The sequence below is a fragment of the Nocardioides sp. zg-1230 genome, assembly GCF_013155335.1.
Lineage (GTDB): Bacteria > Actinomycetota > Actinomycetes > Propionibacteriales > Nocardioidaceae > Nocardioides.
Genome location: NZ_JABJQZ010000007.1, coordinates 65,850 through 90,437 on the forward strand (window position 1 = coordinate 65,850; position 24,588 = coordinate 90,437).

At 72.5% G+C, this 24,588-nt stretch carries 20 protein-coding genes, 1 tRNA gene and 1 pseudogene; 12 read left to right on the plus strand and 10 right to left on the minus strand.

The genetic code is table 11. The features are described 5' to 3' along the window. Positions 1-10 precede the first annotated feature (10 nt). The 10 genes from HOO61_RS19155 to HOO61_RS25040 are packed head-to-tail and all read left to right on the plus strand — an operon-like array spanning position 11 to position 15,463. A complete protein-coding gene (locus HOO61_RS19155) occupies positions 11-3,067 on the plus strand; it encodes a hypothetical protein (protein ID WP_172261395.1) in 3,057 nt (1,018 codons plus the stop codon). 59 nt (positions 3,068-3,126) lie between these two features. Then, the gene (locus tag HOO61_RS19160; protein ID WP_172261396.1) at positions 3,127-3,546 is read left to right on the plus strand and encodes a GPW/gp25 family protein; all 420 of its coding nucleotides are present in this window, start codon (positions 3,127-3,129) and stop codon (positions 3,544-3,546) included. Between the two features lie 13 nt (positions 3,547-3,559). Continuing rightward, the gene (locus HOO61_RS19165) at positions 3,560-5,749 is read left to right on the plus strand and encodes a putative baseplate assembly protein (RefSeq protein ID WP_172261397.1); all 2,190 of its coding nucleotides are present in this window, start codon (positions 3,560-3,562) and stop codon (positions 5,747-5,749) included. Next, positions 5,746-7,890 carry a phage tail protein gene (locus HOO61_RS19170; RefSeq protein ID WP_172261398.1) on the plus strand — a complete coding sequence of 715 codons (2,145 nt, stop codon included), beginning with the start codon at positions 5,746-5,748 and terminating at the stop codon, positions 7,888-7,890. The genes HOO61_RS19165 and HOO61_RS19170 overlap by 4 nt, the downstream gene beginning before the upstream one ends. Continuing rightward, positions 7,887-9,515 (plus strand): hypothetical protein, encoded by a 1,629-nt coding sequence (locus HOO61_RS19175; RefSeq protein ID WP_172261399.1) that lies wholly within the window; start codon positions 7,887-7,889, stop codon positions 9,513-9,515. Before HOO61_RS19170 ends, HOO61_RS19175 begins: the two co-directional genes overlap by 4 nt. Beyond that, complete coding sequence (locus HOO61_RS19180) at positions 9,508-11,496, plus strand: ATP-binding protein (RefSeq protein ID WP_172261400.1); 1,989 nt, start codon at positions 9,508-9,510, stop codon at positions 11,494-11,496. The genes HOO61_RS19175 and HOO61_RS19180 overlap by 8 nt, the downstream gene beginning before the upstream one ends. Continuing rightward, positions 11,493-12,857: a hypothetical protein gene (locus tag HOO61_RS19185; protein ID WP_172261401.1), complete on the plus strand. Its 1,365-nt coding sequence runs from the start codon at positions 11,493-11,495 to the stop codon at positions 12,855-12,857. The genes HOO61_RS19180 and HOO61_RS19185 overlap by 4 nt, the downstream gene beginning before the upstream one ends. Next, complete coding sequence (locus HOO61_RS19190; RefSeq protein ID WP_172261402.1) at positions 12,854-14,347, plus strand: hypothetical protein; 1,494 nt, start codon at positions 12,854-12,856, stop codon at positions 14,345-14,347. Before HOO61_RS19185 ends, HOO61_RS19190 begins: the two co-directional genes overlap by 4 nt. Continuing rightward, positions 14,344-14,562 (plus strand): hypothetical protein, encoded by a 219-nt coding sequence (locus HOO61_RS19195; RefSeq protein ID WP_172261403.1) that lies wholly within the window; start codon positions 14,344-14,346, stop codon positions 14,560-14,562. The genes HOO61_RS19190 and HOO61_RS19195 overlap by 4 nt, the downstream gene beginning before the upstream one ends. Positions 14,563-14,602: 40 nt before the next feature. Then, positions 14,603-15,463 (plus strand): BTAD domain-containing putative transcriptional regulator, encoded by an 861-nt coding sequence (locus HOO61_RS25040; protein WP_172261405.1) that lies wholly within the window; start codon positions 14,603-14,605, stop codon positions 15,461-15,463. A 420-nt stretch (positions 15,464-15,883) separates the two neighbouring features. Here the strand turns inward: HOO61_RS25040 and HOO61_RS19205 are convergent. Further along, a pseudogene (locus HOO61_RS19205) lies at positions 15,884-16,225 on the minus strand (transposase); the annotation flags it as partial. Between the two features lie 45 nt (positions 16,226-16,270). Here HOO61_RS19205 and HOO61_RS19210 point away from each other — a divergent pair. Further along, positions 16,271-16,837: an integrase core domain-containing protein gene (locus HOO61_RS19210; protein WP_253942624.1), complete on the plus strand. Its 567-nt coding sequence runs from the start codon at positions 16,271-16,273 to the stop codon at positions 16,835-16,837. 60 nt (positions 16,838-16,897) lie between these two features. On the opposite strand, the gene HOO61_RS19215 is transcribed toward HOO61_RS19210, so the two are convergent. Next, positions 16,898-16,974 (minus strand) — tRNA-Pro (locus tag HOO61_RS19215). Positions 16,975-17,153: 179 nt separating this feature from the next. Here HOO61_RS19215 and HOO61_RS19220 point away from each other — a divergent pair. After that, positions 17,154-17,831 (plus strand): M23 family metallopeptidase, encoded by a 678-nt coding sequence (locus HOO61_RS19220; protein WP_172261407.1) that lies wholly within the window; start codon positions 17,154-17,156, stop codon positions 17,829-17,831. 21 nt (positions 17,832-17,852) lie between these two features. Here HOO61_RS19220 and der read toward each other — a convergent pair whose 3' ends face one another. Genes der through HOO61_RS19260 form a run of 8 tightly spaced genes read right to left on the minus strand, consistent with a single transcriptional unit; the run spans position 17,853 to position 24,545 of the window. Continuing rightward, entirely contained in the window at positions 17,853-19,220 is a 1,368-nt protein-coding gene (gene der, locus HOO61_RS19225) for a ribosome biogenesis GTPase Der (protein ID WP_172261409.1), read from the minus strand. 6 nt (positions 19,221-19,226) lie between these two features. Next, a complete protein-coding gene (locus HOO61_RS19230; RefSeq protein WP_172261411.1) occupies positions 19,227-19,976 on the minus strand; it encodes a lysophospholipid acyltransferase family protein in 750 nt (249 codons plus the stop codon). After that, positions 19,973-20,662, minus strand: a complete 690-nt coding sequence (gene cmk / locus HOO61_RS19235) for a (d)CMP kinase (protein ID WP_172261413.1) — start codon at positions 20,660-20,662, stop codon at positions 19,973-19,975. The genes HOO61_RS19230 and cmk overlap by 4 nt, the downstream gene beginning before the upstream one ends. Before the next feature lie 11 nt (positions 20,663-20,673). Further along, entirely contained in the window at positions 20,674-21,771 is a 1,098-nt protein-coding gene (locus tag HOO61_RS19240) for a prephenate dehydrogenase (protein WP_172261415.1), read from the minus strand. Further along, on the minus strand, positions 21,764-22,141 hold the full coding sequence (gene aroH, locus HOO61_RS19245; RefSeq protein WP_172261417.1) for a chorismate mutase: 378 nt from the start codon (positions 22,139-22,141) through the stop codon (positions 21,764-21,766). The genes HOO61_RS19240 and aroH overlap by 8 nt, the downstream gene beginning before the upstream one ends. 25 nt (positions 22,142-22,166) lie before the next feature. Then, positions 22,167-22,970 carry a pseudouridine synthase gene (locus HOO61_RS19250; RefSeq protein ID WP_172261463.1) on the minus strand — a complete coding sequence of 268 codons (804 nt, stop codon included), beginning with the start codon at positions 22,968-22,970 and terminating at the stop codon, positions 22,167-22,169. A gap of 16 nt (positions 22,971-22,986) precedes the next feature. Next, positions 22,987-23,727, minus strand: coding sequence for an SMC-Scp complex subunit ScpB (gene scpB / locus HOO61_RS19255; RefSeq protein WP_172261419.1), 741 nt, complete (start codon positions 23,725-23,727; stop codon positions 22,987-22,989). Further along, on the minus strand, positions 23,724-24,545 hold the full coding sequence (locus HOO61_RS19260) for a ScpA family protein (RefSeq protein WP_216659154.1): 822 nt from the start codon (positions 24,543-24,545) through the stop codon (positions 23,724-23,726). Before HOO61_RS19260 ends, scpB begins: the two co-directional genes overlap by 4 nt. Positions 24,546-24,588: the final 43 nt, after the last annotated feature.

Consider the following 24,588-nt stretch of genomic DNA (forward strand, 5'->3'; position numbering starts at 1 on the left):
CGGCAAGCCCGTGACGCCGGCCAGTGCACCTCCGGCCGTCGCACCGCCGACGCCTGGTCCGCTGGCCGCGGCCTCCGCCCGCGTCGTCTCCGCGGCCTCGACGCCCCTGCCGCCCGGGGCGCCGGACCACGAGGTGTCGCTGGTCGGTGGCGCTCCCCTGGAGGCGCCCGCCGAGGTGGTCGACTACGTCAAGGGGAAGGGCGGCCCCGGTGCGCCGGTGCGGGTCCGGGTCGGGAACGTGGCGGCCGGCACTGTCACGATGAAGGCCGGGTCGAAGGGCTTGCGCACGACCAGGACCCAGGGCATCCCCCTCCTGCTCCCGCTCTTCGACCCGCTCAGGACTGCCGGCATCGAGCCGGTGCTCGCTGTCGACGTCGAGCCGGACGGCGTGCAGGGCTACGCCTCGGTCCGCACCGGCACCAAGCTGGTGAGCAAGGGCTCCGGGCTGGCGGGCGAGCTCCGCAAGCACGCGGACCTCCTCGGCTGGGCCGGGCTGGACAAGCTCTCCCTGCCCAGGCTCACCAACGAGCTGAAGGACACAACCCTGGTCCTCGAGGTCGACGGTCTGTCGTTCGAGGTCAGCCGGTTCCTCAGCGGCACCGGCACCTTCACGATGGCCAACGAGGTCGTCACGTTCAAGGCCACGGCGACCGGCAAGGTCCCGGGGCTGGCCACCGTGACGGTGCCGATCGAGCGCAAAGCGGACGGCTCGCTGTCGGGCGAGGTCGACGTCGACCTAACGCTCAAGGGCTTCACCGGGCAGGTGAAGGCCTCCTACGCGCACGGCGTCGTGGACGTCGTCGGGACGGTCAAGTACGCGAACGACAAGTTCGAGGGCAGCGTGACCCTGGCGGCCACGGACAAGGAGAACGCGAAGGCGCTCACCGCCGCGCACACGCCCGCCGAGGTGAAGACCGCAGCACCGGCTGCCGAGGGGGCGATCCCGCACGAGGGCGCGGCTCCCCCCTCGCCCGCCGCACCGTCCCCGGCGGCGGGGGCCGAGCCGCCCGGCGCGGCGGTGACGGCCAAACCGGGGCCCCGCGTGCTGGTCGGCTGGGGCTCGGTCAACGTGCACCTGGCCGAGTGGCTCAGCGGCGAGGCGGTGGTCGTGGTCGACGCCGCCGGCCACGTCACCATCGTCGGCAAGATCACCCCGAAGATGACCAAGCCGCTCTTCGAGCAGCGGGACTACAAGTACCCCCTGCCCAAGATCGAGGTGCGGGCCGGCTACGGGGTCCCGGTGATCGGCAACATCTTCGTCTTCGCCAACATCGGCATCGAGGCGCTGGCCAAGCTCGGGCCCGCGACCCTGACCGACTTGGAGATGACCGGCACCTACTCCACAGACCCCGCCGTGCTGCAGAGCTTCGGTCTCACCGCCACCCTCAACATCTCGGCGTTCGCGGGGATCCGGGTGACGGCCGAGGGGGGTGCCGGGATCGAGGTCGCCGACCACGACCTCAAGATCGGCGTCGCCCTCAGCGCCCTCGCCGGCATCCGGGGGTACGTCGATGCCAAGCCGCGGATCGGCTATCGCGAGGTCGCCGACCCTGCGGCCGGCAAGAAGGGCGAGTTCTACATCGGCGGCCACCTGGACCTGGCGGCCCAGCCGTTCCTACAACTGGGCGGCGACTTCTTCGTCGACCTGGACAGCCCCTGGTGGTCGCCGGCTCCCGACAAGCGCTGGACCTGGCCGCTCGGACAGCTGGAGTACCCGCTGCCGGGCGAGTTCGGCATCGGAGCCGACGTCGAGCACGTCCTGGGCTCGGGCAAGACCCCCGAGATCGCGTTCGGTCCGGTCGACTTCAACGCCTCCCGCTTCATGACCGATCTCGTCGATGACCACGTGCCGCCGAAGAAGTCCGCGGACCAGCAGAAGAAGGGCGGTTGGAAGGAACCGCCGGCCCCCGCGGCCGCCGCGCCTTCCTCCTCAGCACCTGCCGCCCCGGGCAAGCAGCTCGCGACCGGCGCACCCGGTGCCCCGCCGCAGGTCTCCGGAGCCAAAGCTCCGGCGAAGGGCGCTCCGCCCAAGGCCAACGGGCCCAGTGGCAAGACCGACGCCGAGGCGGGTCTGGTCCCCACGCAGGAGAACGATGCCAAGGTCAAGAAGGCCATGGCGGGCCTCTCGAAGATCGTCGAGAAGGAAAAGAGCCACCCCGAGGACGAGGCCCAGATCAACGAGACCCTGGCGAAGATCCGGGCGCTCGGATTCACCGTCCCTCCAGCCAAGGCGGAAGGCGACCACTGGGTCGTCTCGCCGAGGATCAACCCCCCACCTCCCGACATCAAGCTGCCCAAGGCCAAGGAAGTTCCCGGGGGCGCTGGAGCCAAGCCCATCCCGCCGGAGCTCTCCAAGTACACCCCAAACACCGACATCACGATGAAGGAGGGTGCGTTCGCGGGACAGCGCGGGACCCTAGTCAAGATCGAGGCGGCGCCGGTGACCTTCGCCGGGCGGTCGTCGGAGTACCGGCTGGTCTTCCAGGTGGGCAAGACGAAGGTCCACTGGCACGCCCTCGACAGCTCCGGGAAGAACCCGACCTTCGACCTGGCGGGACCCATGGCGACGGGTCCGCGCAAGCGTCTCCTGACGACCCCCGAGGCGGGCAAGCGAGGCGAGCACGTGGCCGGCGAGGTGGGGGTGAGCAAGGCGTACCTGAAACCCGAGCAAGAGCCGGACGGCTACGACATCCTCGCTCCCCCGCGTTGGGACCGGGCGCACCTCCTCGACGGCTGGCTCGACGGACCCGGCGAACGGTGGAACCTCGCCATGGTGCCGAAGCCGGTGAACCAGGAGCTGCACCACATGTACGAGAAGGTTCTGAAGCGGCAGGCGCCCAAGGGTTACCGCTACACGATCGACGTCCGCGTCCACTACCACCAGGCAGGCGACAAGCCAGATCAGGTGAACGCGCTACGTGCCCGCAACAAGAACTTCGACATCACCAGGTTTCCCAAGGGCATCGACGTCTCCTACAAGCCGGTGGAACCGCCCGCCACCGAGAGCGGCGCCTTTGGCACCTGGGTCGGGCTGCCCCGTCCGGAGGAGATCACCGAGAATCCGTGATCTCGTGCGCGCAACGAACTGATACGCATGGGTGACGGTCGGGGCGGAGCATCGACGCCATGGCCAGGAACGACTTAGCCACGAGCGCTCCCGGCTCGCCGGCGGACCAGTGGCTCGGCACCGGTCTGCGGATGCCGCTCCTGCCGCAGGACGGCCGGATCGCGTGGGTTGACGGCATGGAGCTGGTGCGTCAGTCCATCGAGACGATCCTCGAGACCGAGCCGGGTGAGCGGATCATGCTGCCCGGCTTCGGGTGCGGTCTGCGCCGCTACCTGATGGCGCCCAACACGGTGTCGACGAGAGCCGCTATCCAGCAGGACGTGGAGGCGGCGCTGTCGACCTGGGAGCCGAGGATCCGCCTCGTCGAGGTGTCGGTGACCCCGGGCGCCCGGCCGACGATGGTCTGGATCGGGATCTCCTACGTCCGGGTCTCGGACCTGCGGGCCGACAACCTCGTCTACCCCTTCTACCTCGAGTAGCGAGCGGACCGCGATGCCCATCACCGGACCCGTCCTGGACGACCGCACCTACGAGCAGCTGCGCGAGGAGCTGGTACGCCGCATCCCGGCGTACACGCCCGAGTGGACCAACCACAACGAGAGCGACCCGGGCATCGCGCTGATCGAGCTCTTCGCCTCACTCGGCGAGTCGATGCTCTTCCGCTTCAACCAGATTCCCGACAGCACCAAGGTCGCCTTCCTCAACCTGCTGGGCGCGAGACCGCGCCCACCCCAGGTCGCTCGCGCCCTGCTCGCCCTCACCACCGAGCGCCCCGAGGGCGTGCCCGTGCCCAAGGGCACGCAAGCGCTGGCCGGAGCAGTGGCGTTCGAGACGTTGGACGAGACGGTTGCCTGGCCGCTGTCAGCAGTCGCCGTCGGCAAGGTCTCCGCCGGAGACGACGAGGTCGGCCCTCGCGAGCGGCGCCGGCGCCAGGACGCTGCGGCGCGGGTGCGGCAGTCGCTGGGACGTCCCGTCGTGGACCCCGCCACCGACCGCGAGGACTTCTACCGGACCCAGCGCGTGCCGGAGGACCCCGCCGGCACCGCGCCTGCCCTCGACGTCAGCGAGACCCTCGACCAGTCGCTGTGGATTGCGCTCGTCTCCGAGCGCCCCGACGTCGCTGCGCGCCCGGCAGGGCGGCTGCTCTTCCTGGGGGTGGTCTTCGACGAGCAGCAGCCCGACGGGTTCGACCTGGACTCGGAGGCCGCCGGACCGGGCCGCCGCTGGCTGGCCGACACGCTCACCCCCGACCCGCCCGAGACCCGCTGGGAGCTGTGGGCCGGGCCGGAGCCGGGGCCGGGGCCGCGGCTCCTCCCGCTCTCCCTGGTCCGCGACACCACCCGTGGCATGACCACCACCGGCGTCGTCGCACTCGACCTCCCCCAGCAGTTCCCGGTGCACGAGCGCGGCGCGGTCTCGGTGGGCGACTACCACTCGCCGCCGCCGCTGGACCCCGAGCAGGCGGCCGGTGTGGTGGCGTGGCTGCGGGTCGTGCGGCCGCGCGGCGAGAACGACGCGATCCACACCGTGCGCTGGGTCGGACTCAACGCCGTCGAGGTCGAGCAGGCGTCCACGGCCGGGGCAGAGCTCCTCGGCATCGGCACCGGCGAACCCGGACAGCTCTTCACCCTCACCAAGCACCCGGTGCTCGCCGGGACGATCGAGCTCGACGTGGAGGAGGACGGCGGGTGGACCCGCTGGTCCGAGGTCGAGTCGCTGGCGATGAGCCGGCAGGAGGACGCCCACTACAGCCTCGACACCCAGAGCGGCCAGGTCACCTTCGGCACCCGGAGCCGGGTGCCGCAGCTGGGCCAGCGGGTGCGCGTGGTGCGCTACCGGCACGGTGGCGGCGCGGCTGGCAACGTCCCGGCCGGGGCGATCGCGCGGCTCAGCGGGGTGGCATCGGTCGAGGTCCGGAACGTGCTGGCAGCCCGGGGCGGACGCGATCCCGCACCGCTCTCCGCGGCGCTTGCCGAGGTACCCGCCTACGTGCACCGCCGCGACCGGGCGGTGGCTGCCGAGGACTTCACCGCCCTGGCCCTCGAGGTCAGCGGCGTGCGTCGCGCGGAGACGCTGAGCCTGTTCCACCCCGACACCCCGGACGTGCGGCGCGCCGGGGTCCTGAGCGTGGTGATCTTCCCCGAGGAGGACCTGCGCGACCCCGCCGCGCCGCTTCCCGACAACACGCTGCTGCGCAGGGTCGCTGCCCACCTCGACCCGCGACGGCTCGTCACCGCCGAGCTCTACGTCATCCCGCCGACCTACCGCAAGATCGCCGTCTCGGTCGGCGTGCGGGTCAAGGACGGCTACCAGATCGACGCGGTACGACGATGGGTCGAGCTGCTGCTGCGGCAGTACCTGGCGCCGGTTCCGCCGTACGGGCCCGGCGGGTCCGGCTGGCCCCTGGGCCGTCCGGTGCGGCGCGCGGAACTCGAGGCCGTCGCCGTGCAGGTCGAGGGCGTCGACTCCCTCGACGGCGAGCTCCTCCTGGCTCGCCAGCTCGAGGACGACTCCTGGCTCGGGGAGGCGACCGTGAGGCTGCGGGACTGGGAGGTGCCGGAGCTGGCCGTGATCACCGCGGTCTCCGGGACCCCGCTGCCCATCGGCGTCGGCTACGTCCCGCCGCCCGACCCCGAGACCGACCCAGTTGTCGTACCCCTGCCGCCGGAGGTGTGCCAATGAGCACGACGTCCCCCTTCTGCCGGCTCTCCGAGCCCGACCAGTGGCGCCGCTGCCACCACGACGGCACCGGCCTGGTCGACGGAGGCCGAGGCGTCGAGCTCGCCTGGTCCGAGTCGGACCAGGTCCCTGACCCGGTCCCGAGCACCGCGCCGCTCGGCGGTCTCGCCGTCGACCGGTGGGGACGGGCCTACCGCAGCGACCCGGACGACGGACGGGTCGTGGTGCTCCCGTACGGCTCCGCGCAACCGGCTCCCCCGCCGGCGGCGGGCGCCCTCGCGCACCCCTGCGGCCTCGCGGTCGACGAGGCCCAACGGCTCTACGTCGCCGAGACGGGCCGCTCCAGGGTGCTCGTGGTCGACCTGGGGGCGATGCGCCTGATCCGAGCCGTGCCCATGGCCTCCGGGGGCGGCCGCCCGGTCGACGTGGCCGCCGACGGGTACGGCGTGCTCGCCCTCCTCGACGGTCCGCCCGGACTGGTCGGGGTGCGCGGTCGCTGCGGCCCCCTCCCCTGCCCCGCACCCCGACCGCCGCGCGACGAGGCGGGCCTGCGGCCCTCCCGGCTGGTCGTCCACCCCGCCGCCGGGGTCCTGGTGCTGTGGCGGGAGCCGGGCACGACCCGGGCAGTGGTCTGCGACCTCCACGGGCTCCGTGCTCTGGTGGTGCCCGGGGCCACCGACCTGGCGCTCGACGGGCGCGGCCGGCTGGTCGTGGCCCGGGCTCCGGGCATGCCCTTCCGGGTCTTCGCCGACCGCGCCGGCCAGTGGGACCAGCTGGAGCCCTTGGACTCCCGCGACTACGACGGCGCCGCCCTCGCGACCGACCCCGCGGGCGAGCTCGTCCACACCGGCGGTTGGGGCGTGGCCGGCTCGCCCGGCAGCGCGGCCAGCTACCACAGCCAGGGCCGGCTGCTGACCTACCGACTCGACTCGGGGACCTACGGCGGCCGGTGGGGTCGGGTCTTCCTCGACGCGTGCGTACCTGTCGGCACGTCGGTCCGGGTCGCGGCCCTCACCTCCGACGACGACGAGGTCGTCGGGCCGATGCCGGCAAGGGCCCCGGCCCACGACGCAGGAGACGTCCCGTCCCCCGAGCTGACGCCGCCGCTCCCCTCCGCCGAGCACGTGGCACGACTGGCCCGGCCGGTGCAGCATCCCCTGCACCGGCGTACGACGGGACCCGAGCGTCCCTGGGAGCAGAACGACGACGCAGACGGCTTCGACACCTTCGAGACCGTCGTCGACGCGCCCCCCGGCCGGTACCTCTGGCTGGTCGTCGACCTGCAGGGCACCTCGCGCACGTCGCCCAAGGTGCGTGAGATCAGGGTCGAGCGCACCGGGCACCGGCTCGACCGGCAGCTCCCGCTCGCCTGGACCCGCACCGAGGCGAGCGCCTCCTTCCTGCAACGCTTCCTCGCACCCGCCGAGGGGATGATGCGCGACCTCGGCGACCGCGCGGCCGAGCGCGCCTCGCTGCTCGACCCGCAGACCACCTCGCCCGAGACTCTCGACTGGCTCGCCGGGTTGCTGGGGCTCGTCCTGGACCAGCGGTGGCCCCTCCCCGCGCGCCGCGACCTCGTGTCCGAGGCCTACGACCTCTACCGCTTGCGCGGCACCCGGGCCGCGCTGGAGCGGCTGCTGGCCCTCTACCTGGGCCGCCGCGTCGCCGTCATCGAGAACTGGCAGCTGCGCGGGCTGGGCGGCACCACGCTCGGCCCGGCCGCGACGGGACCCGCTCCGCCGTTCGTCGCCGAGGCGGGTGCCGCGGTCGGGCCCCTCGGCTCGTTCGTGGTCGGCGGACCGCTGCCGGCGGCCGATGAGGTGATCACCGCCTCGGACACCGACGTCGCCCACCGTTTTACCGTCATCGTGCCCGTCCCCCTGGACGAGGAGCAGCGCCGTGTCGTCGCCTCCGTGGTCGAGACGCACAAGCCGGCCCACACCCGGGCCGAGATCTGCGAGGTCGGGGACGGGATGCGGATCGGACGGATGCGGGTGGACCTGACGTCGCTCGTCGGGAACAGCTCCGGAGGCTCGCCCCAGATCTTGGGCCAGGTGCTGCTCGGGGCAGGTGGCGTCGTCGGCGTCCCGGACCTCACCGCACACGTCGGCGACGCCGTCTCCGGAAGGGTGCGGGTCGGATGACCACCCACGACCTGTTCGTCGACGAGCTGTCCGCGACCCTGGCGGGCGTCGAGCCCACGCCCCCTGCTCGCAGGTGGCTGGACGACACCACGGCGGAGCTGGTCGAGGTGCACCTGCCCCGCGCACTCGCCGAGGCCACCCTGCCTCCCGGTCACTGGTTCATCCCGCGCCTGGAGCTGGCGCTGCGGTGCCGTGACGTCGCGGCCCTGCCCCCGCTCGCCGCCGACTGGTCCCGGGCGATCGTGGAGGCGCTCGCCCGCTCGGTGGCCACGGATCGCTCGTGTGTGCACTTCGGCAACGACGTCGAGCTCGTCGCGGCCTACCTCGTCGCGGCCGTCTCCACGGACCCGTCGGCCGACTGGGTGTGGGCCCGCTGCGGCATGGACGACGCGACGACTCGTGCCCTGCCGCCGGCGGAGCGGGTGGTGGCCGCGCTGGTGGGCCGTCCTCACGTGGCGGTCGCTGCGATGGTGCGAGCGGCAGAGGTGTGCTCGGTGGCCGCGCTGGACCGGGCGCTGGGCGAGGCGGGCTGGCAGGCGGTGGCCGTCGCGGCCGGAGCGGAGGCAGCGGTGCTCGAACCGCCACCGTCCGGGTACGGCGAGGAGCCCGCTGAGCCCGACCACACCGTCGAGGCCATGGTCACCTCCGCGACGCTGGGACGGCTGCTGCTCGGCTCGCGGCTGCGCCCGAGCGCCGCGACAGCGCAGGCCTGGGCGTGGCTGGTGGTGGCAGAGGTCGAACCTGCGTGGCTCACGACGTCGAGGCTGAGCAGGACTGTGGGAGGTGTCGCCTCCGTGCTGCTGGAGCGGCTGACCGAGGCCCGTCTCGCCAGGGCGGCGGCGCTGCGCGACGTGCCCTCGGCGCGAGAGGAGACCGCCGCTCGTCAGGCGGCGCACGGCCTGCCTGGTGCGGCACCGCGCGAGAGCACCGCTGAGTCGTCCCCGCTCGATCCGGATTCGCCGTACGGCGGAACGCAGGCGCCGGTGCGCGAGGCCGGGCGTGCGGACCCGCGCCTGGCCGTTGCCGTGGAGGAGGACGGGATCCGCGAGCAGTCGCAGGGTGAGGACGTCCCCGTGGTCGAGGAGGTCGCTGACACCGCCGCCGCGGGCATCTCGTCCCAGTTGGCCGGACTGCTCCACCTGCTCGCGACCGCGACCGCAGCCGGCCTCCCTGATCGGGTCCTCGACGACCCCGGGCTGGCGGACCGGGGCGTGCGGTGGGCGGTGTGGCAGGCGGCGCTGCTGCTCACCGCAGCCCGCCCCGACGACCCGGCGGTCCTCGCACTGGCGGGCCTGGCCACCGACCGGACCGGGGCCCTGCTCGACGCCGCCCCTGCCACCGCCGCCGAGCGACGCCGACTGGCCGTGCTCGCCGCCAGGTGGCGCCGGGTCACGGTGGCCCGGCTCTGCTCGTTCGACCCCGACGTGGCCGGGCCCCTGGCCGGCGCGGCCGCGGTCCTGGGGTGGCTGGTCACGCGGCCCGGGCAGATCGACGCCGAGCCCGGGTGGATCACGGTGGTCCTGCCGCTGTCAGGCGTCGAACCCGCCATCCGCGCCGCCGGACTCGACCTCGACCCCGGTTTCGTGCCCTGGCTCGGGACGGTCGTGAGGTTCCACTATGAGTGAGCTCGACGTCGTCCTCCACCGGCTCGCCGTCAGGCTGGCCGACCACCTGCACGCCGCCGGTGACGAGCAACCTGGCTGGGAGGCGTGGCTGCGGGCCTGGGCGACGACCCATCCCGGGGTCGACCTCGGCCGCGGTCCGGACACCCCGCTCGACCGGCTGCGCTTCCGACTCGGGCTGGAACCGGAGGAGGTCGCCCTGGTCGTGCTCGCCGGCATGCCGGAGGAGAGCGACGGGTTCGCCGGTGCCCTGCGCGAGCTGCACCCGGCGAACGAGGGCCGGCCGACCGTCGGCCTCGCGCTCCGGCTGCTCCAACCCGAGGACCCGTCCCGGCTGCTCGCCGTTCTGCACGGAGGTGCGGCAGTGCGCGGGTCGGCGCTGGAGGTCACCGGCGCGGTCCCGTTCACGGAACGCTCGCTCGTGCTCACCGAGGGGCTGTGGGGCGCCCTGCGCTCCTACCCCCGGGATGGACGAGGCGACGAGGTCGCGACCGACGGGCTAGTGCCTGGGCTCGAGAGCTGGCTCGCCACGCCCCAGGTCGCTGATGCGGTGCGGGCTCTGGAAGAGCCCGGCCGCACCCTGGTGCTGGTGCTGGCCGAAGACGAGACCGTCGCACTCGGCCGCTGCGCGGCGCTGGCCACCGGGGTGGGGACCACGCTGCTGGCGCGGCGCGGCGTACCTGACGATCCCCGCGGTCTCGCAGCGCTGTCGGTGCTGGCGATCGCGCGCGCGGAGCTCCCGCTGCTGGTCGCCTTCTCCTCGGTGGCCGACGGCGGCCCGGCCCGGCAGCTCGACTCCTCGCTGGTGACCGGGCCGCTGATGGTGGCGGCCCGGACCGGCTCGGTCTCCCTCAGCGGTCCCGACCCGGTGGTCGCGCTGCGCGTGAGCGACGTCCCTCCGGCGGACCAGCGCCTGGCGTGGGAGGCGGCCCTGCCCGACGAACCGGCTGCGGCCGCCGAGCTGGCCGCGCGGCACTCCCTCGACCCGGCCCTGACAGCCCAGCTGGCCGCTGACCTGTCCCGCCGCTCGCGACCCGACCCCACGCGCTCGGTCGGCGCGATGGTGACCGAGTCCATCCGCGGCCGGGCCAGCGCTGCCCTGCCGCCGGGCTCCCGACTGAGCACCCCCGACGTCGGGTGGAGCCGGCTCGTGCTGCCCCGCGACGACAAGTCGTGCCTGCGCGAGGCCGTCGCCCGGCTGGAGCTGCAGTCACTGGTCCTGGAGACATGGGGCCTCGGCCAGGCCGCCCGGGCAGATCGCGGCGTGCGCCTGCTCTTCTGCGGACCGCCCGGCACCGGCAAGACCCTGGCGGCCGAGGTGGTGGCCAGCCGGGTGGGCACCGACCTGCTCACCGTCGACGTGGCCAACGTGGTCTCGAAGTGGATCGGTGAGACCGAGAAGAACCTGGGGGCGGTCTTCGACGTCGCCGAGCGCACCCAGGCGGTGCTCTTCATGGACGAGGCGGACGCCCTGTTCGGCAGCCGCACGAAGGTCAGCGACGCCCACGACCGGTACGCCAACTTGGAGACCGCCTACCTGCTCCAGCGGCTGGACCGCTTCCAGGGCCTGGCGGTGCTGGCCACCAACCTGCGGCACAACATCGACCCGGCCTTCACACGCCGCATGGACTACGTCATCGAGTTCGACCTGCCCGACGCCGAGGCGCGCGAGGTGATGTGGGCGATGCACGTGCCTGAGCCGGTGCGCGGCACCGACGTCGACCTGGCCACGCTGGCCCGTCGCCACGCGGTGCCCGGCGGATGGATCCGCAACGCCGCCCTCGGGGCGGCCTACCTCGCGGCCTCCTCCGGCGAGCCCGTGACCCAGGAGCAGCTGCTGGCGGCCCTGCGACGCGAGTACGCCAAGGACAGCCGCACCATGCCGGCCGAACCGACCAGTTCCCGACGGTCAGCCGGCCGTCTCGACACACCCGACGAGCGCGCCATCCGCACCCTCGCCGCCACGTCCAAGGAGTCGTCATGAGCAGCCAGCAACCCCACGGCAGCCTCGCCCGGGACGATCGCGAGGACGTCGAGCTCCCGCTGTGGCCGTTCCAGTCCCTGCGCGTGGCGCCGGGGATGCTGCTGGGCACGGAGGACTTCCACGTCATGCTCGGCAACCCGCGCGCGAAGATGCGCCTGCACCAGGGCTGGCTGCACGGTTCGGGAGTGGTCTGGGGGCTGCCGGTGACCCTCAGCGACGACGCCACGCTGCTCGAGGTGGGGCAGGGACTGGCCGTCGACGGATGGGGTCGGGAGCTGCGGCTCGAGCACCAGGAGTGCCTCACCCTCCAGGCCTGGGCCAAGGCGTGGCTCGAGATGCACCCAGACACGACCACCGACTCCGGCTCGACCAGCACGTGCAAGTCGGGGACGCGCCACGTCTGCGTCCACGTGGTGCTCGAGGCGGACTGGTGCCTGGACCGGCTGGTGCCTGCCCTGGCCGACCCGTGCGACACGACGAGGAAGCACAACGAGGCGTCCCGGGTCGTCGAGACAGCGCGCCTACGGATCGTCGAGGAGGCCCCGGCGCAGTGGGAGCCCTACCCGCGGGTGCGTGCGCTGCTCGGTCTCGACACCGATGGGAAGCACACCAGCGACGAGCGGGTGGTCGAGGCGCTCCGCAGGGTGCGCGGGGCGCCGCCGAAGCGGCGTCGGCTCGTGCTGCTGGAGGAGCTGCGCTGCCTGGCCGCCCTCGACGTGACCGAGGTGGTGCCGCCCCGGCAGGAGGGCACTCCTCACCCCGGCCTCTTCTCCGTGCCGCCGGCGGCGGCTCCCGTCGTCCTGGCCCGCCTCTGCCTCGACGTGGAGGCCGACGGGTGCGTCACTCTCTGCGAACCCATCGATCCCTGCGCCCGACGTGCTCTCCTGCCCACCACCACCCTCCAGGACCTGCTGTGCGCAGGCGCCTCGGGGTCGACCGAGGACCAGCCGGGCACCGAGGTCGAGGGACCCCGGCTCCAGGGCCGCCTGAAATGGGACGAGGACCTGAAAGGCTTCAGCTTCCGGCTCACCGCACGAGCAGCAGCCGGCTCGCAGGAGCACGCGGTGGAGGTCAGCTCTCTTTCCGCCCACGGCCACGGCTGGGCCCGCGAGGAGTGCCGCAGGATCCGCCTGACCAAGCGCGGGAAGCGGGTGCGGGTGCGCTTGGACGGCCCGCCGTCGTACGGGCTGGTGCGGGTCGTGGTCCGCGGCACCGGCACCACGCCCCTCTACGGGGCGAGCCCGCGGGCGCCGTTCGCCGGTCTCCTCGGAGGTGCGCCCGGCGGTGCCGACGAGGGGCACGACGCGGTGCTCACCAGCTACTTCCCGCACCTCGACAGCAGTCAGGAGAAGTCGACATGACCACCCAGTCCACCTCGGAGGACCGGTCCGCCACCCGGCCCCCACCCGGAGCCTTCGAGCGGTTGGCGGCCTTCGACGGCCTCTTCCTGCGGTCCGAGCACCTCAACCTGATGCAGGAGTACGCGTACTCGGTCGCGGCGGCGGTGGCGAGCGCCGGCGGCCCGGGCATCGTGTGGGGCTTCGAGGTGTCGTTGTCCCAGGGCAAGGTCAACGTCTCCCCCGGGCTGGCGGTGATGGACGACGGCAGACCGCTGCGCAGCAACGACCTCCTCCAGCTGGAGATCGACGAGCTGACGGCTGCCGCGGGCATCTACTACGAGGTTCGCCTCGGATGGGACACCTGGCAGGAGGGCGAGGAGGCCGTCCAGGGTCTGCTCTGCGACTCGGGCTGCGGCGACAACGGCGCCGTGCGCAGCGCGCGCCTGCTGGAAGGACCCTCGGTGCTGGTGACCAAGGTGGACCGGGTCACCGAGCTCGCGTCGCACACGGACCGGCGCCGCTCCTGGCTGGCGTCATACCTGTTCGAGGAGGAGGACGACGCGCTCGGTCGTCTGCCACGCGGGTACGACACCGAGCTCCCCCTCGCGTGGCGGCCGATGGCGCCGCCACCCGTCCGGGACTCGCTGCCCCTGGCCGTGCTGCTCCCGCCCCGGGGCGACGGGGCGTGGGAGCTCGACACCTGGATGGTGCGCCGCGACCGCGGAGCCGCACCACCGCGCCGCTACTGGGAGGGCCGACTGCGGATGCGGCCCTGGGACGTCTTCCTCGCGCAGGTGCTGCAGTTCCAGGCCCAGGTCGCGGACGAGGCCACGAGCAGCGGCACGGCCCCGGACACCGCGAAGGTGCGCAGCACGCTGAAGGAGCAGGCGCAGGCGAGTCGCCGTCTGGCCGCGGCATTCCAGGGGAGACCCGAGCAGGCAGATCTGGAGGCGCTGTCCCAGCAGACCACGTGGCTGGAGGAGATGCTGAGCCGCTCCTCGATCGCCCGCCTCTCCCCCGGCGGCGCGCGCCGGGCCAAGGGCTCCGTCGGCCCACCCGGAGGAACCCTCATCGAGATCCCGCCGGCCGGGTTCCTGCCGTGCTCCTCGGACGGCCTCGAGACGGTCCGGGACGCGGTGGAGACCTACCTGGCCAGCCCTGGTCTGGTCCGGCGAGTCTGCCGCTGCTCGCTGGGCGACGTAGGGCGCCTCTTCGAGGACGCCCAGCACCGCGACCGAACCACCCTCGCCTCTCCGGGCACCACGACCGGCGAGACCCAGGCCATCGACGTGCACGTGCCGTCGGAAGGGGACCGCGCCACGACCACGTGGGTCCTCTTCACCCGCACCGAGCGCCTCGAGTGTCCCGAGCACGAGTCCCCACAGGAGGACTCTTCCGAGAAACCGTCAGCGGCCGAGGAGGCTTCTGCCCCGTCGACCCGGGCGAGTGCGCGGACCCGCTCTGCAAAACCCGCTGCCAAGAAGCCGGGCGCTGCCAAGGGGCAGCAATGAGCGAAGAGCCCTTGGGAACCGTGCGGTCCGTAGGCCGCCTGCGACCGACTGGCGTGCTGGTGGTGCGCTCCGAGCCGATCGACCACGCGCGCGTCTACTCGGTGACGGTGAGCCTCGACATCCTGCAGGTCACCGCCCAGCGAAACCTGCGCTCCAGCGACGTGAACGAGGTGCTGCGCATCGTCGCGCGCTTCCTCAACGACTCATCCGGCTGATCGGGGTCCCGAAGGCCCCGCCGCGCGCGGTGACAGAGTCGTGACGCAGCGCGACTACTGTCGCTATCGTCGTGGGATCGGGGAGGCGACTATGACGGGTTCACCGGGTGAGGACCTCGCGTTGCTCGCCGCACCCCCGACCCTGAGGGCCGCTGATGCGGCCCCGAGCCAGGAGCTGCGACTTTTCGGCGGCCCGTACGTGGTGGACGGGAACCGTCCGATCTCAGTCCCGGAGGGCAGCAAGCGACTGCTGGTGTTCATCGCGCTGCGCCGAGGGCGCGTCGACCGTCGTCAGGCGGCCGGCACCCTGTGGCCTAACGGTGACGATGAGCGAGCCGCCGGCAACCTCCGGTCCGCGCTCTGGCGGATGAAGGGTGCCGGCATCAGCGTCGTACGCGCCGACAAGTACGCCCTGTGGCTTGATCCTCAAGCCCGGTTCGATGTCCGCGACCTCGACCGGTGGGCCGGTCGCATCATCGAGGAGACGGCAGTAGGCGCAGACCTCCGCATGCCTCGTTGCAGCCTGGACGCGGTGGACCTGCTGCCAGGTTGGTACGACGACTGGGTGATCTACGAGCGGGAGCGGTTGCGCCAGCGCCTGCTCCACGCGCTGGAGAGCCTGAGCCGCACCCTGGCCAAGTCGCGCCTGTTCGCCCAGGCCATTGAGGTTGCTCTCGAGGGTGTCCGAATCGATCCCCTGCGGGAGAGCGCCCTGCGGGTACTGGTGGAGGCCCATCTGGCCGAGGGCAACCTCTGTGAGGCACGGCGGATCTACCGTGACTACTCAGACCTGGTGAGGCGAGAGCTGGGCATCTCACCCGATCCCGAGCTCCAGGCCCTCGTCGAAGGCTGCGGCCAGACAGTCCTCCGGACCCTCCCTCGGGCGCGCACCCCCTTCTGACGTCCGGCTAACCCTCACGCCAAACCCGGAGATGCGCTCACGCGCCGTGCATCACAGCACCGACGCGGGTCTCAGAACGCGACGCCTTCGCTTAGGGACACGAACTGACCGCAGGCGGCACCGCTGCCGGCGGCGCGCATGCCAAGCTCACGCTCAGCGCTGCCGGCGCGGTTTGAAGACTGCGTATCCGCGTTTGATCACCTGGAACAGAGTCTGGGCAAACCACGATCCTGACGAAGGTCTCCGGTGAGCCGACGTCCGTAATGCATCCCGCCCAATGTGACACAGCCACAAGGCACCTGGGTCGGCCACCACAGTGGTGGCCAGCCGTGGGGCGAGCCTTCCCGCACGCGGCCGGGCCCCCGGTGACGTCCCGCTGAGTGGTGGAGTTCTCGACACCGTGCGGGTGAGTGGTTCTGATCATGCCGTCATGAGTTCGGGCTTGGCCACCTCCTCGTTCTCGTGGTTGGTCTTCTTGGCCAACTGGGCCATGGAGTGCTCGGAGAGGTAGCGGCGTTCGGCGGTGACCTGACACTCGTCGTGGGCCTCGACGAGGACCGCGCCTGCCAGGCGGAGCAGGGCGGCGGGGTTGGGGAAGACCCCGACGACGTCGGTGCGGCGTTTCACTTCCTTGTTGAGCCGCTCGAGCGGGTTGGTCGACCAGATCTTCTTCCAGTGCGCCACCGGGAACCCGGTGAACGCGAGCAGGTCGTCGTGTGCGTCGCGGAGCATCTGCTCGACCTTGGGCAGCTGCTTGCCCAGCATCGTGGCCGTGTCCGGTGAGAGTTCGCCCTCACCGACAACGGCATGGTCTGCACCGTCCGCCTGGCCGGCATCGGACACCGAGGCGGCCGAAACGGCTACGAGCACCAGCTCCGCGAGTGGCACGTGGTGCAGAAGAACTCCCGGCCCAACCACCCCAGCACCTGCGGCAAGGTCGAACGCTTCCAGCAGACGATGAAGAACTGGCTCCGGACCCAGCCCGCCCAGACCGCCACCATCGAGCAGCTGCAGGCCCAGCTCGACCGGTTCCGCACCGAGTACAACCACCACCGGCCTCACCGCTCGCTGCCGCACCGAGCCACACCGGCAGCGGTCTACGACACCATGCCCAAGACCGTGCCCGGTCCATCGCGCGACCCCGAGACACACGACCGGGTCCGACACGAACGCATCGACAAGTCCAGCAGCGTCACCCTGCGCGTCGCCGGCCACCTACGCCACATCGGCGTCGGCCGAACCCACGCCCGAACCCACGTCATCCTGCTCGTCCACGACCTTCACGTACGCGTCGTCAACGCAATCACAGGAGAGCTGCTCCGCGAGCTCACCCTCGACCCGAGCAAGGACTACCAGCCACGAACCCCCAAATGAAGAACACCCGAACCTACGTTCCCGTAGGTCCGGGTGTCCACGATGTCCTGAGACATCACATGGTCGGGCTGACAGGATTTGAACCTGCGACCCCTTGACCCCCAGTCAAGTGCGCTACCAAGCTGCGCCACAGCCCGAGTGCCCCCGGCGCGAGGCCTGCGGAGCGAGGGGAACACTACCGCAGCCCCTCCGCGGTCACGGAATCGACCCGCCACTGGCCCCCGGCAGTAGTCCGAGTGGGCCATTTGTCGCGAAACCCCGTGAGCGACGACGGCGGTCGTCCGACCATGGACCGTCGACCCGTGGGGGGTTCCAGATGCCAGTACTGCAGCGCGCCGGTCTGCTGCTCGCCGCGACCGCGGCGGCCGTCGGCCTGGTCCTCGTCGCGCCCGCGCACGCGGCGCCGGAGACCGTCGTACGTGAGGAGGCTCGCACGGCCGAGGCTGTCGCCGAGGCGATGGCGCTGGCCGAGCAGCTCGCCGAGCGGCAGCAGACCCTCGCGGTGCTCAACCGTCAGGCCGACGCCCGCGACCGCGCTCTGATCGGCTACCGCGCAGTGCTCGCGCGCTACGGCTACGACGGCGACCCGGACGCGGTGCGCGCCGTCCTGCCGCTGTCGTCGTACGACCTCTCCGCCGGGTTCGGGCTGACCGGTCCCCTGTGGGAGGCCGAGCACGGGGGGCAGGACTTCGGCGCGTACGCCGGGGAGCCGCTGGTCGCGGTCGCCGACGGGGTCGTCACCGAGGTGGCGTACGCCGGTCCCTACGGCCTGCGCACGATCCTCACGCTCCCCGACGGCACGGAGGTCTGGTACTGCCACCAGACCGACGCGACCGTGGTCGCCGGTCAGGAGGTCGGCATCGCGGACGTCATCGGCAGCGTCGGCTCGACGGGCAACTCCACCGGGCCGCACCTCCACCTCGAGGTGCGTCCGGCAGCCGGCAGCCCGGTGGATCCGATGGAGTGGCTGCGGAGCCAGGGCCTCGAGCCCTGAGCGCTGCCGACCCACGTGGGGTCAGCGCTTGCGCTTCTCGCGCGGCTTCTGCTGGATGATGATCGGCGTGCCGACGAAGCCGAACTCCTCGCGCAGTCGCCGCTCGACGAAACGCTCGTAGGCGGCGTCGAGCTTGCCGCTGGTGAAGAGCACGAACGTCGGCGGGGCCACGGACGGCTGCGTGGCGAAGAGGATCTTCGGTTGCTTGCCGCTGCGGACGGGGTGCGGGTGCTCGGCGACGAGACGGCCCAGGAACGTGTTGAGCGCGCCCGTGCCGATGCGGGTCTCCCAGCCCTCGAGCGCCTTGTCGATCGCCGGGACGAGGCGGTCGACGTGCCAGCCGGTGCGGGCGGTGAAGTTGATCCGCGGCGCCCACTTGAGCTGGACGAGGTCACGCTCGATCTCGCGCTCGAGGTAGTAGCGGCGCTCCTCGTCGACGAGGTCCCACTTGTTGAAGGCGATGACCATGGCCCGGCCGGCGTCGCGGATCGTCTGGATGATCCGCATGTCCTGCTCGGAGACGGTCTCGCTGGCGTCGAGCACCAGGACCGCCACCTCGGCCCGGTCGATCGCGGTGGTGGTGCGCAGCGAGGCGTAGTACTCGTGGCCGGAGGCCTGGTTGACGCGCTTGCGGATGCCGGCGGTGTCGATGAAGCGCCAGGTGCGGTCACCGAGCTGGATCAGCTCGTCGACCGGGTCGACCGTGGTGCCGGCGGCGTTGTCGACGACGACCCGGTCCTCCTTGGCCAGCATGTTGAGCAGCGAGGACTTGCCGACGTTGGGCTTGCCGACGATGGCGATGCGCCGCGGGCCGCCGACCTCGTCGAAGGACTCGTCCGGGGTCTCGGGGAGCGCCGCGAGGATCGCGTCGAGCATCTCGCCGGACCCGCGACCGTGGAGCGCCGAGACGGCGAAGGGCTCGCCCAGCCCGAGGTTCCACAGGCCGTAGGCCTCGGCCTCGGTGCGCTGGTCGTCGACCTTGTTGGCGGCGAGCACGACCGGCTTGCCCGACTTCCGCAGGATGCGGACGACGGCCTCGTCCGCGTCGGTGATCCCGACGGTCGCGTCGACGACGAACAACACCGCGTCGGCCAGCGAGACCGCCACCTCGGCCTGCCCGGCGATGCGCTCGGCGAGCCCACGGGCGTCGGGGTCCCAGCCGCCGGTGTCGACGACGGTGAACGCGCGGCCGGCCCAGTTGGCGTCGTAGGAGACCCGGTCGCGGGTCACGCCCGGGCGGTCCTCCACGACGGCCTCGCGGCGGCCGATGATCCGGTTGACGAGGGTGGACTTGCCCACGTTGGGTCGGCCCACGACCGCCAGGACCGGGGTGGGCCCGGTCGGCTCGTCGGTGGACGCGGACGCGAGGTCGGCGTCGTAGTCAGTCATGGGTGATCACAGCTCTCTGGATGGCTCGACGAGCCCGGTGTCGGGGTCGTCCTCGGATTGTCCCGCAGGAAGCGGCCCGGGCAAGGATCGGCGCGTGTCGGCGAGCGCGGTGGCCAGCTCGGACAGCAGGTGCCCCCGGAGCAACACCGACGTGGCGGCCACGTGTTCCCGGGTGCGGGGCCATGCCTGCTGTGTCGTCCGCCACGGCGTCCCGAAGACGATGTCGACGGGGTCCCCGCGACCGGGCAGCGTGTTGGCGCCGCCCCCGGTCGGGCGGGTGCCGAGCATCGTGACGGGGACGACCGGCGCGCCCGTGACGAGCGCGAGGTAGGCGGCGCCGTGGTGGAAGCGGTGCAGCTCGCCGGAGCCGCGGGTGCCCTCGGGGAAGATCCCGGCCACTCCCCCGTCCCGGACGACCCGCAGGCACGACCGGATCGCGCCCGGGTCGGCGTGGAAGCGGTCGAGGGGGATCTGCCCCGAGGCACGCAGGAAGCGTCCGAGCCGTCCCGAGAACATCTCCTGCTTGGTCAGCGCGTGCACCGGGCGGGGCGAGAACACCGCGAGCAGCGGGCCGTCGATGATGCCGATGTGGTTGCTCGCGAGGATGACGCCGCCCGACGCCGGCACGCGGTCGGCGTGGTGCACCACCACCGGCCAGCGGGTCCGCACCAGCCGCGCCGCAGGCGGGCGCAGCAGGTGCAGCAGCCGGGTGGCGGGGTGCTCGTCGGCGCTGGCGGGAAGGTCCGCCCGGGTCACGCTCGCTCGGCCCCGGTGGCCAGCGCGACGATCCGGTCGATGACCTCGGCGAGGGTGAGGTGCGTGCTGTCGACGTGGACGGCGCCCTCGGCCATGGTCAGGGGGGCGGTGGCCCGCCCGGAGTCGATGCGGTCGCGCTCGAGGAGGGACTGCTGGGTGCTGGCCACGTCGGTACCGCCCTGCTCGGCCGTACGACGCTGCGCGCGGGCGTCGGGGTCGGCGCTGAGGTAGACCTTGACCTCGGCCTGCGGCCACACGACGGACCCGATGTCGCGGCCCTCCACGACGATGCCGCCCTCGCCGATGGCCTCCCGCTGCAGGTCGAGCAGGCGCCCCCGCACCTCCGGCACGGCACTGACCGGGCTGACGGCGGCGTTGACCTCGTCGCTGCGGATCGCCACCGAGACGTCGGTGCCGTCGACCACGATGGTCGGCGCCAGCGGGTCGGTGCCGGACTCGATCGTGGGCCGTCCGGCTGCGGCGGCGACCGCTGCCTCGTCTCGTACGTCGATGCCCTCGCGGAGCAGCCACCACGTCATCGCCCGGAACATCGCGCCGGTGTCGAGGTAGCGCAGGCCCAGCCGCTCGGCCACGCCGCGCGAGGTGCTCGACTTGCCCGAGCCGGACGTGCCGTCGACGGCGATGACGAGGGACCCGGTCCGGGAGGTGCTGGCGGCGGTGCTCACGGGCGAGAAGGTTACCGGTGGGTCGTCCACCCGCGGGATTCGAGAGCCGCGAGCAGGCGCTCGGCGCTGCCCCGCTCGACGACCAGCTCGGTGAGGCCCACCGGGCGTCCCGGGTCGTGATCGATGTGGACGTCCTCGATGTTGACGCCGATCTCCCCCGCGTCGCCGAAGAGGCGAGCCAGCTCGCCCGGGTGGTCGGGTACCGCGACGAAGACCGAGCGCGTGGGACGCGCGGGGCCGCCGTGCTTGCCCGGGATCGCCGCCGTCCCCGCGTTGCCGCGGGTCAGGATCTCGACGAGGTCGGAACCGGCGTCGGACGCGACCGCGGTCATCAGGGCGTCGAGGTCGGCGCGGACCTCGGCCAGCAGGTCGAGCACCGCCTCGGAGTTGGCCTCGAGGATCTGCTGCCAGAGCTCGGGGTCGCTGGCCGCGACCCGCGTCACGTCGCGGACGCCCTGGCCCGACAGCGCGAGGTGCTCGGCGGGGGCGGTGGCGAGGCGCCCGGCGACAAGCACGGCCGCGAGGTGGGGCAGGTGGGAGATGCGGGCGACCGCCTGGTCGTGCTCGGTCGGATCCATGACGATCGGGGCGGCGCCGCACTCGAGCACGAGGGCCTCCACGAGCCGTACGGCGTCGGGGCGTGCATGCGGGTGCGGCGTGACGGCCCAGGGCCTTCCGTCGAAGAGCGCGGCGCTGGCGGCGAGTGGGCCCGAGCGCTCGCTGCCGGCCATCGGGTGCGAGCCGACGTAGCGGGCTAGGTCGTCGGCGTCGACGCGGGCCGCCACCTCCTCGAGCGGGGCGGCCTTCACGCTGCCGACGTCGGTGACCACGGCCGCGGTGCGGGCGAGGGCGTCCACGATCGCGTCGCCGACCGCGGCGGGCGGCACCGCCACGACGACCAGCTGCGGCCGGTCGCCGGGCCGCGCAGCGCGTCCGGCGCCGAGGCCGTGTGCGGTGCGGACGTTCTCCTCGGAGGTGTCGCGCAGGACGACGTCGATGCCGAGGCGGGTGCAGACCAGGGCGATCGACGTGCCGATCAGCCCGGCCCCGACGACCTCCACCGGCCCGGTGAGGGCCGGCAGGGCCACCTCGGACCGGGGGTCAGTCATGGCTGGTGGTGCGCGCCAGGTCGCGGCGCAGGTTGGCCGCCCCGTGGAGGTAGGCGTGGGTGATCTCCGCCCGCGGCAGGTCGGTCTCGACGTGCGCCATCAGCCGGACCACCCGCGGCATCGAGCCCTCGATCTCGAGCTCGCGCGCGCAGACCAGCGGGACGTCGGAGAAGCCGAGCTGGCGGGCGGCGTAGGCCGGGAACTCGCTGGTGAGGTCGCTGGTCGCGGTGAAGATGATCGAGATGAAGTCGTCGACCGCGAGGTCGTTGGCTTCCATCACGTCGGTCACGAGCTCCGCCACCCGGTCCAGCATGTGCTCGCGGGTGTCCTCCTCGAGCTGGGTCGCCCCACGCACTGCTCTCACTGCCACGGCACGAGCCTAGCCGCGTCGGGACTCAGAGCTGCGCGCTGTCCATCAGCTCACCGAGCTCGGCCACGGTCAGCTCGCGCATCTCCCCCGACCGCAGCCTGGACAGGGTGACGGGACCGATCTGCGTGCGGGTCAGCCGGGTCACGGGGTGCCCGACGTGCGCGAGCAGGCGCCGCACGATGCGGTTGCGACCCTCGTGGATGGTGAGCTCGACGATCGAGCGGTTGCTGCCCTCGCGTCGTGGGTCGCCGCCGACCACGCGGGCCTTGGTGACCGCGACCGGGCCGTCGTCGAGGGTGACGCCGGCGAGCAGCTCGCGGACCGTGCGCACGTGCACCTCCCCCTCCACCTCGGCGACGTAGGTCTTGTCCACCTCGTGCGAGGGGTGGGCGAGGTGCTGGGCGAAGTCGCCGTCGTTGGTGAGGATGATCAGGCCCTCGGTGTCGGTGTCGAGCCGGCCGACGTGGAAGAGCCGCTCGGGCCGGTCGGCGACGAGGTCGCCGAGGGTGCGCCGGCCCTCGGGGTCCGACATCGTCGAGACGACCCCGCGGGGCTTGTTGAGGACGAGGTAGACCTTGTCGCTGATCGGCGGCAGTCGCTTGCCCTCGACGCGGATGACCGCCGTGCGGGGGTCGACCTTGGTGCCGAGCCTGGTCACGACCTCCCCATCGACCTCGACGAGCCCGTCGAGCATCAGCTCCTCGCACTTGCGGCGGCTGGCGACACCGGACTGGGCGAGCAGCTTCTGCAGCCGGATCAAGCCGTCCTCGTCGGTGGCCGGGCGCTGGGAGGCGGGCTGGTCGTTGTCGGGGGCGTCGTGCGGCTTCATCACGTCCTCGGGGTGTTCATGCGATCTCGGTCCCGCCGTCGGGCTCGGTGCCGTCGCCGGAGTGCGGCGACGGGTGGCGCACCGGCGCGGGCGGGGCGGTGGGGGTGGGTTCGGGGGCGGGCTCGCCAGTGGGTTCGGGCGCGGGCTCGGCGGGCTCGACAGTGGCGTCCAGGCCGGCCACGCTGGCCAGCTCGTCCTCGAGGTCGTCCATGTCGGGCAGGTAGGGCGCGAGCTCGGGCAGCTCCTCGAGCGAGGTGATGCCGATGCGCTCGAGGAAGTAGGACGTCGTGCGGTAGAGGTTGGCGCCGCTCTGCTCGTCCTGGCCGGCCTCCTCGACCAGCCCGCGGGTCAGGAGGGTGCGCATCACGCCGTCGACGTTGACCCCGCGGATCGCCGACACCCGGGCGCGCGAGACCGGCTGCTTGTAGGCGACCACCGACAGGGTCTCCAGCGCGGCCTGCGTGAGCCGGGCCTGCTGCCCCTCGAGCACGAACGACTCGACGACCCCGGCGAGCTCCGGGCGCGAGTAGAAGCGCCAGCCTCCGGCGACCGACCGCAGGTCGAAGCCGCGGCCCTGCTCGGCGTACTCGGCTGCCAGCCCCTCGAGCGCGGCCTCGACCTCCTCGACGGGGTGACCCACGACCGAGGCCAGGCGCACGGTGGCCAGCGGCTCGTCGGAGACCATCAGGATCGCCTCGAGCGCCGGGCGCAGCTCGGCAACCGCCACGTCCAGGGTGCTGTCGGGGTGCTCGCTCACTGGTCCTCCTCGCGCTCGTCTGCCGGCGACGGCATGGCCGCCTCATCATCATCGTCGCCCGGCGGGGCTCCGTCGAACTCGTCGTGGATGTCCACCTCGCCGTCCTCCGCACCGGTCCAACGCACGGTCAGCTCGCCCAGTGGTGTCACCTGGTCGAAGGACACCGCACCCTCGCGGAACAGCTCGAGAAGGGACAGGAAGCGGGCGACCGTGGTCAGCCGGTCGGGCGAGTCGCCGCACAACGCCCGGAAGGTCATCGTGCCGCTGCGCCGCAGCCGGTCGACGACGAGCTGGGCCTGCTCGCGCACGCTCACCTTGGCGGCGTGGATGTGCTGCAGCGACACCTCGAGGACCGGCTTGGGCTCCATCGCCCGCGCGGCGAGGCGGGCGAACTCGTCGAGCCCGATGCCGATCAGCACGTCGGGCAGCAGCGTCGCGAAGCGCTCCTCGAGGCCCACCGCGCGCGGGTGCCGGCGCGACTCCGAGGACAGTCGTTCCTCCAGCACCGAGGCCACCTGCTTGAACGCGCGGTACTGCATGAGCCGGGCGAAGAGCAGGTCGCGTGCCTCGAGCAGGGCGAGGTCCTCCTCGTCCTCCACGTCGCCCTGCGGAAGCAGGCGGGCCGCCTTGAGGTCGAGCAGCGTCGCGGCCACCAGCAGGAACGAGGTGGTCTGCTCGAGGTCCCAGGCGTCACCCAGGTTCTTCACGTGGGCGATGAACTCGTCGGTGACCTGGGACAGCGCGACCTCGGTGATGTCGAGCTTGTGCTTGGCGATGAGCCCGAGCAGCAGGTCGAAGGGCCCCTCGAAGTTGTCCAGGCGTACGGCGAACGCCGGGACCTCGCTGCCCGGCTCGAGCGTG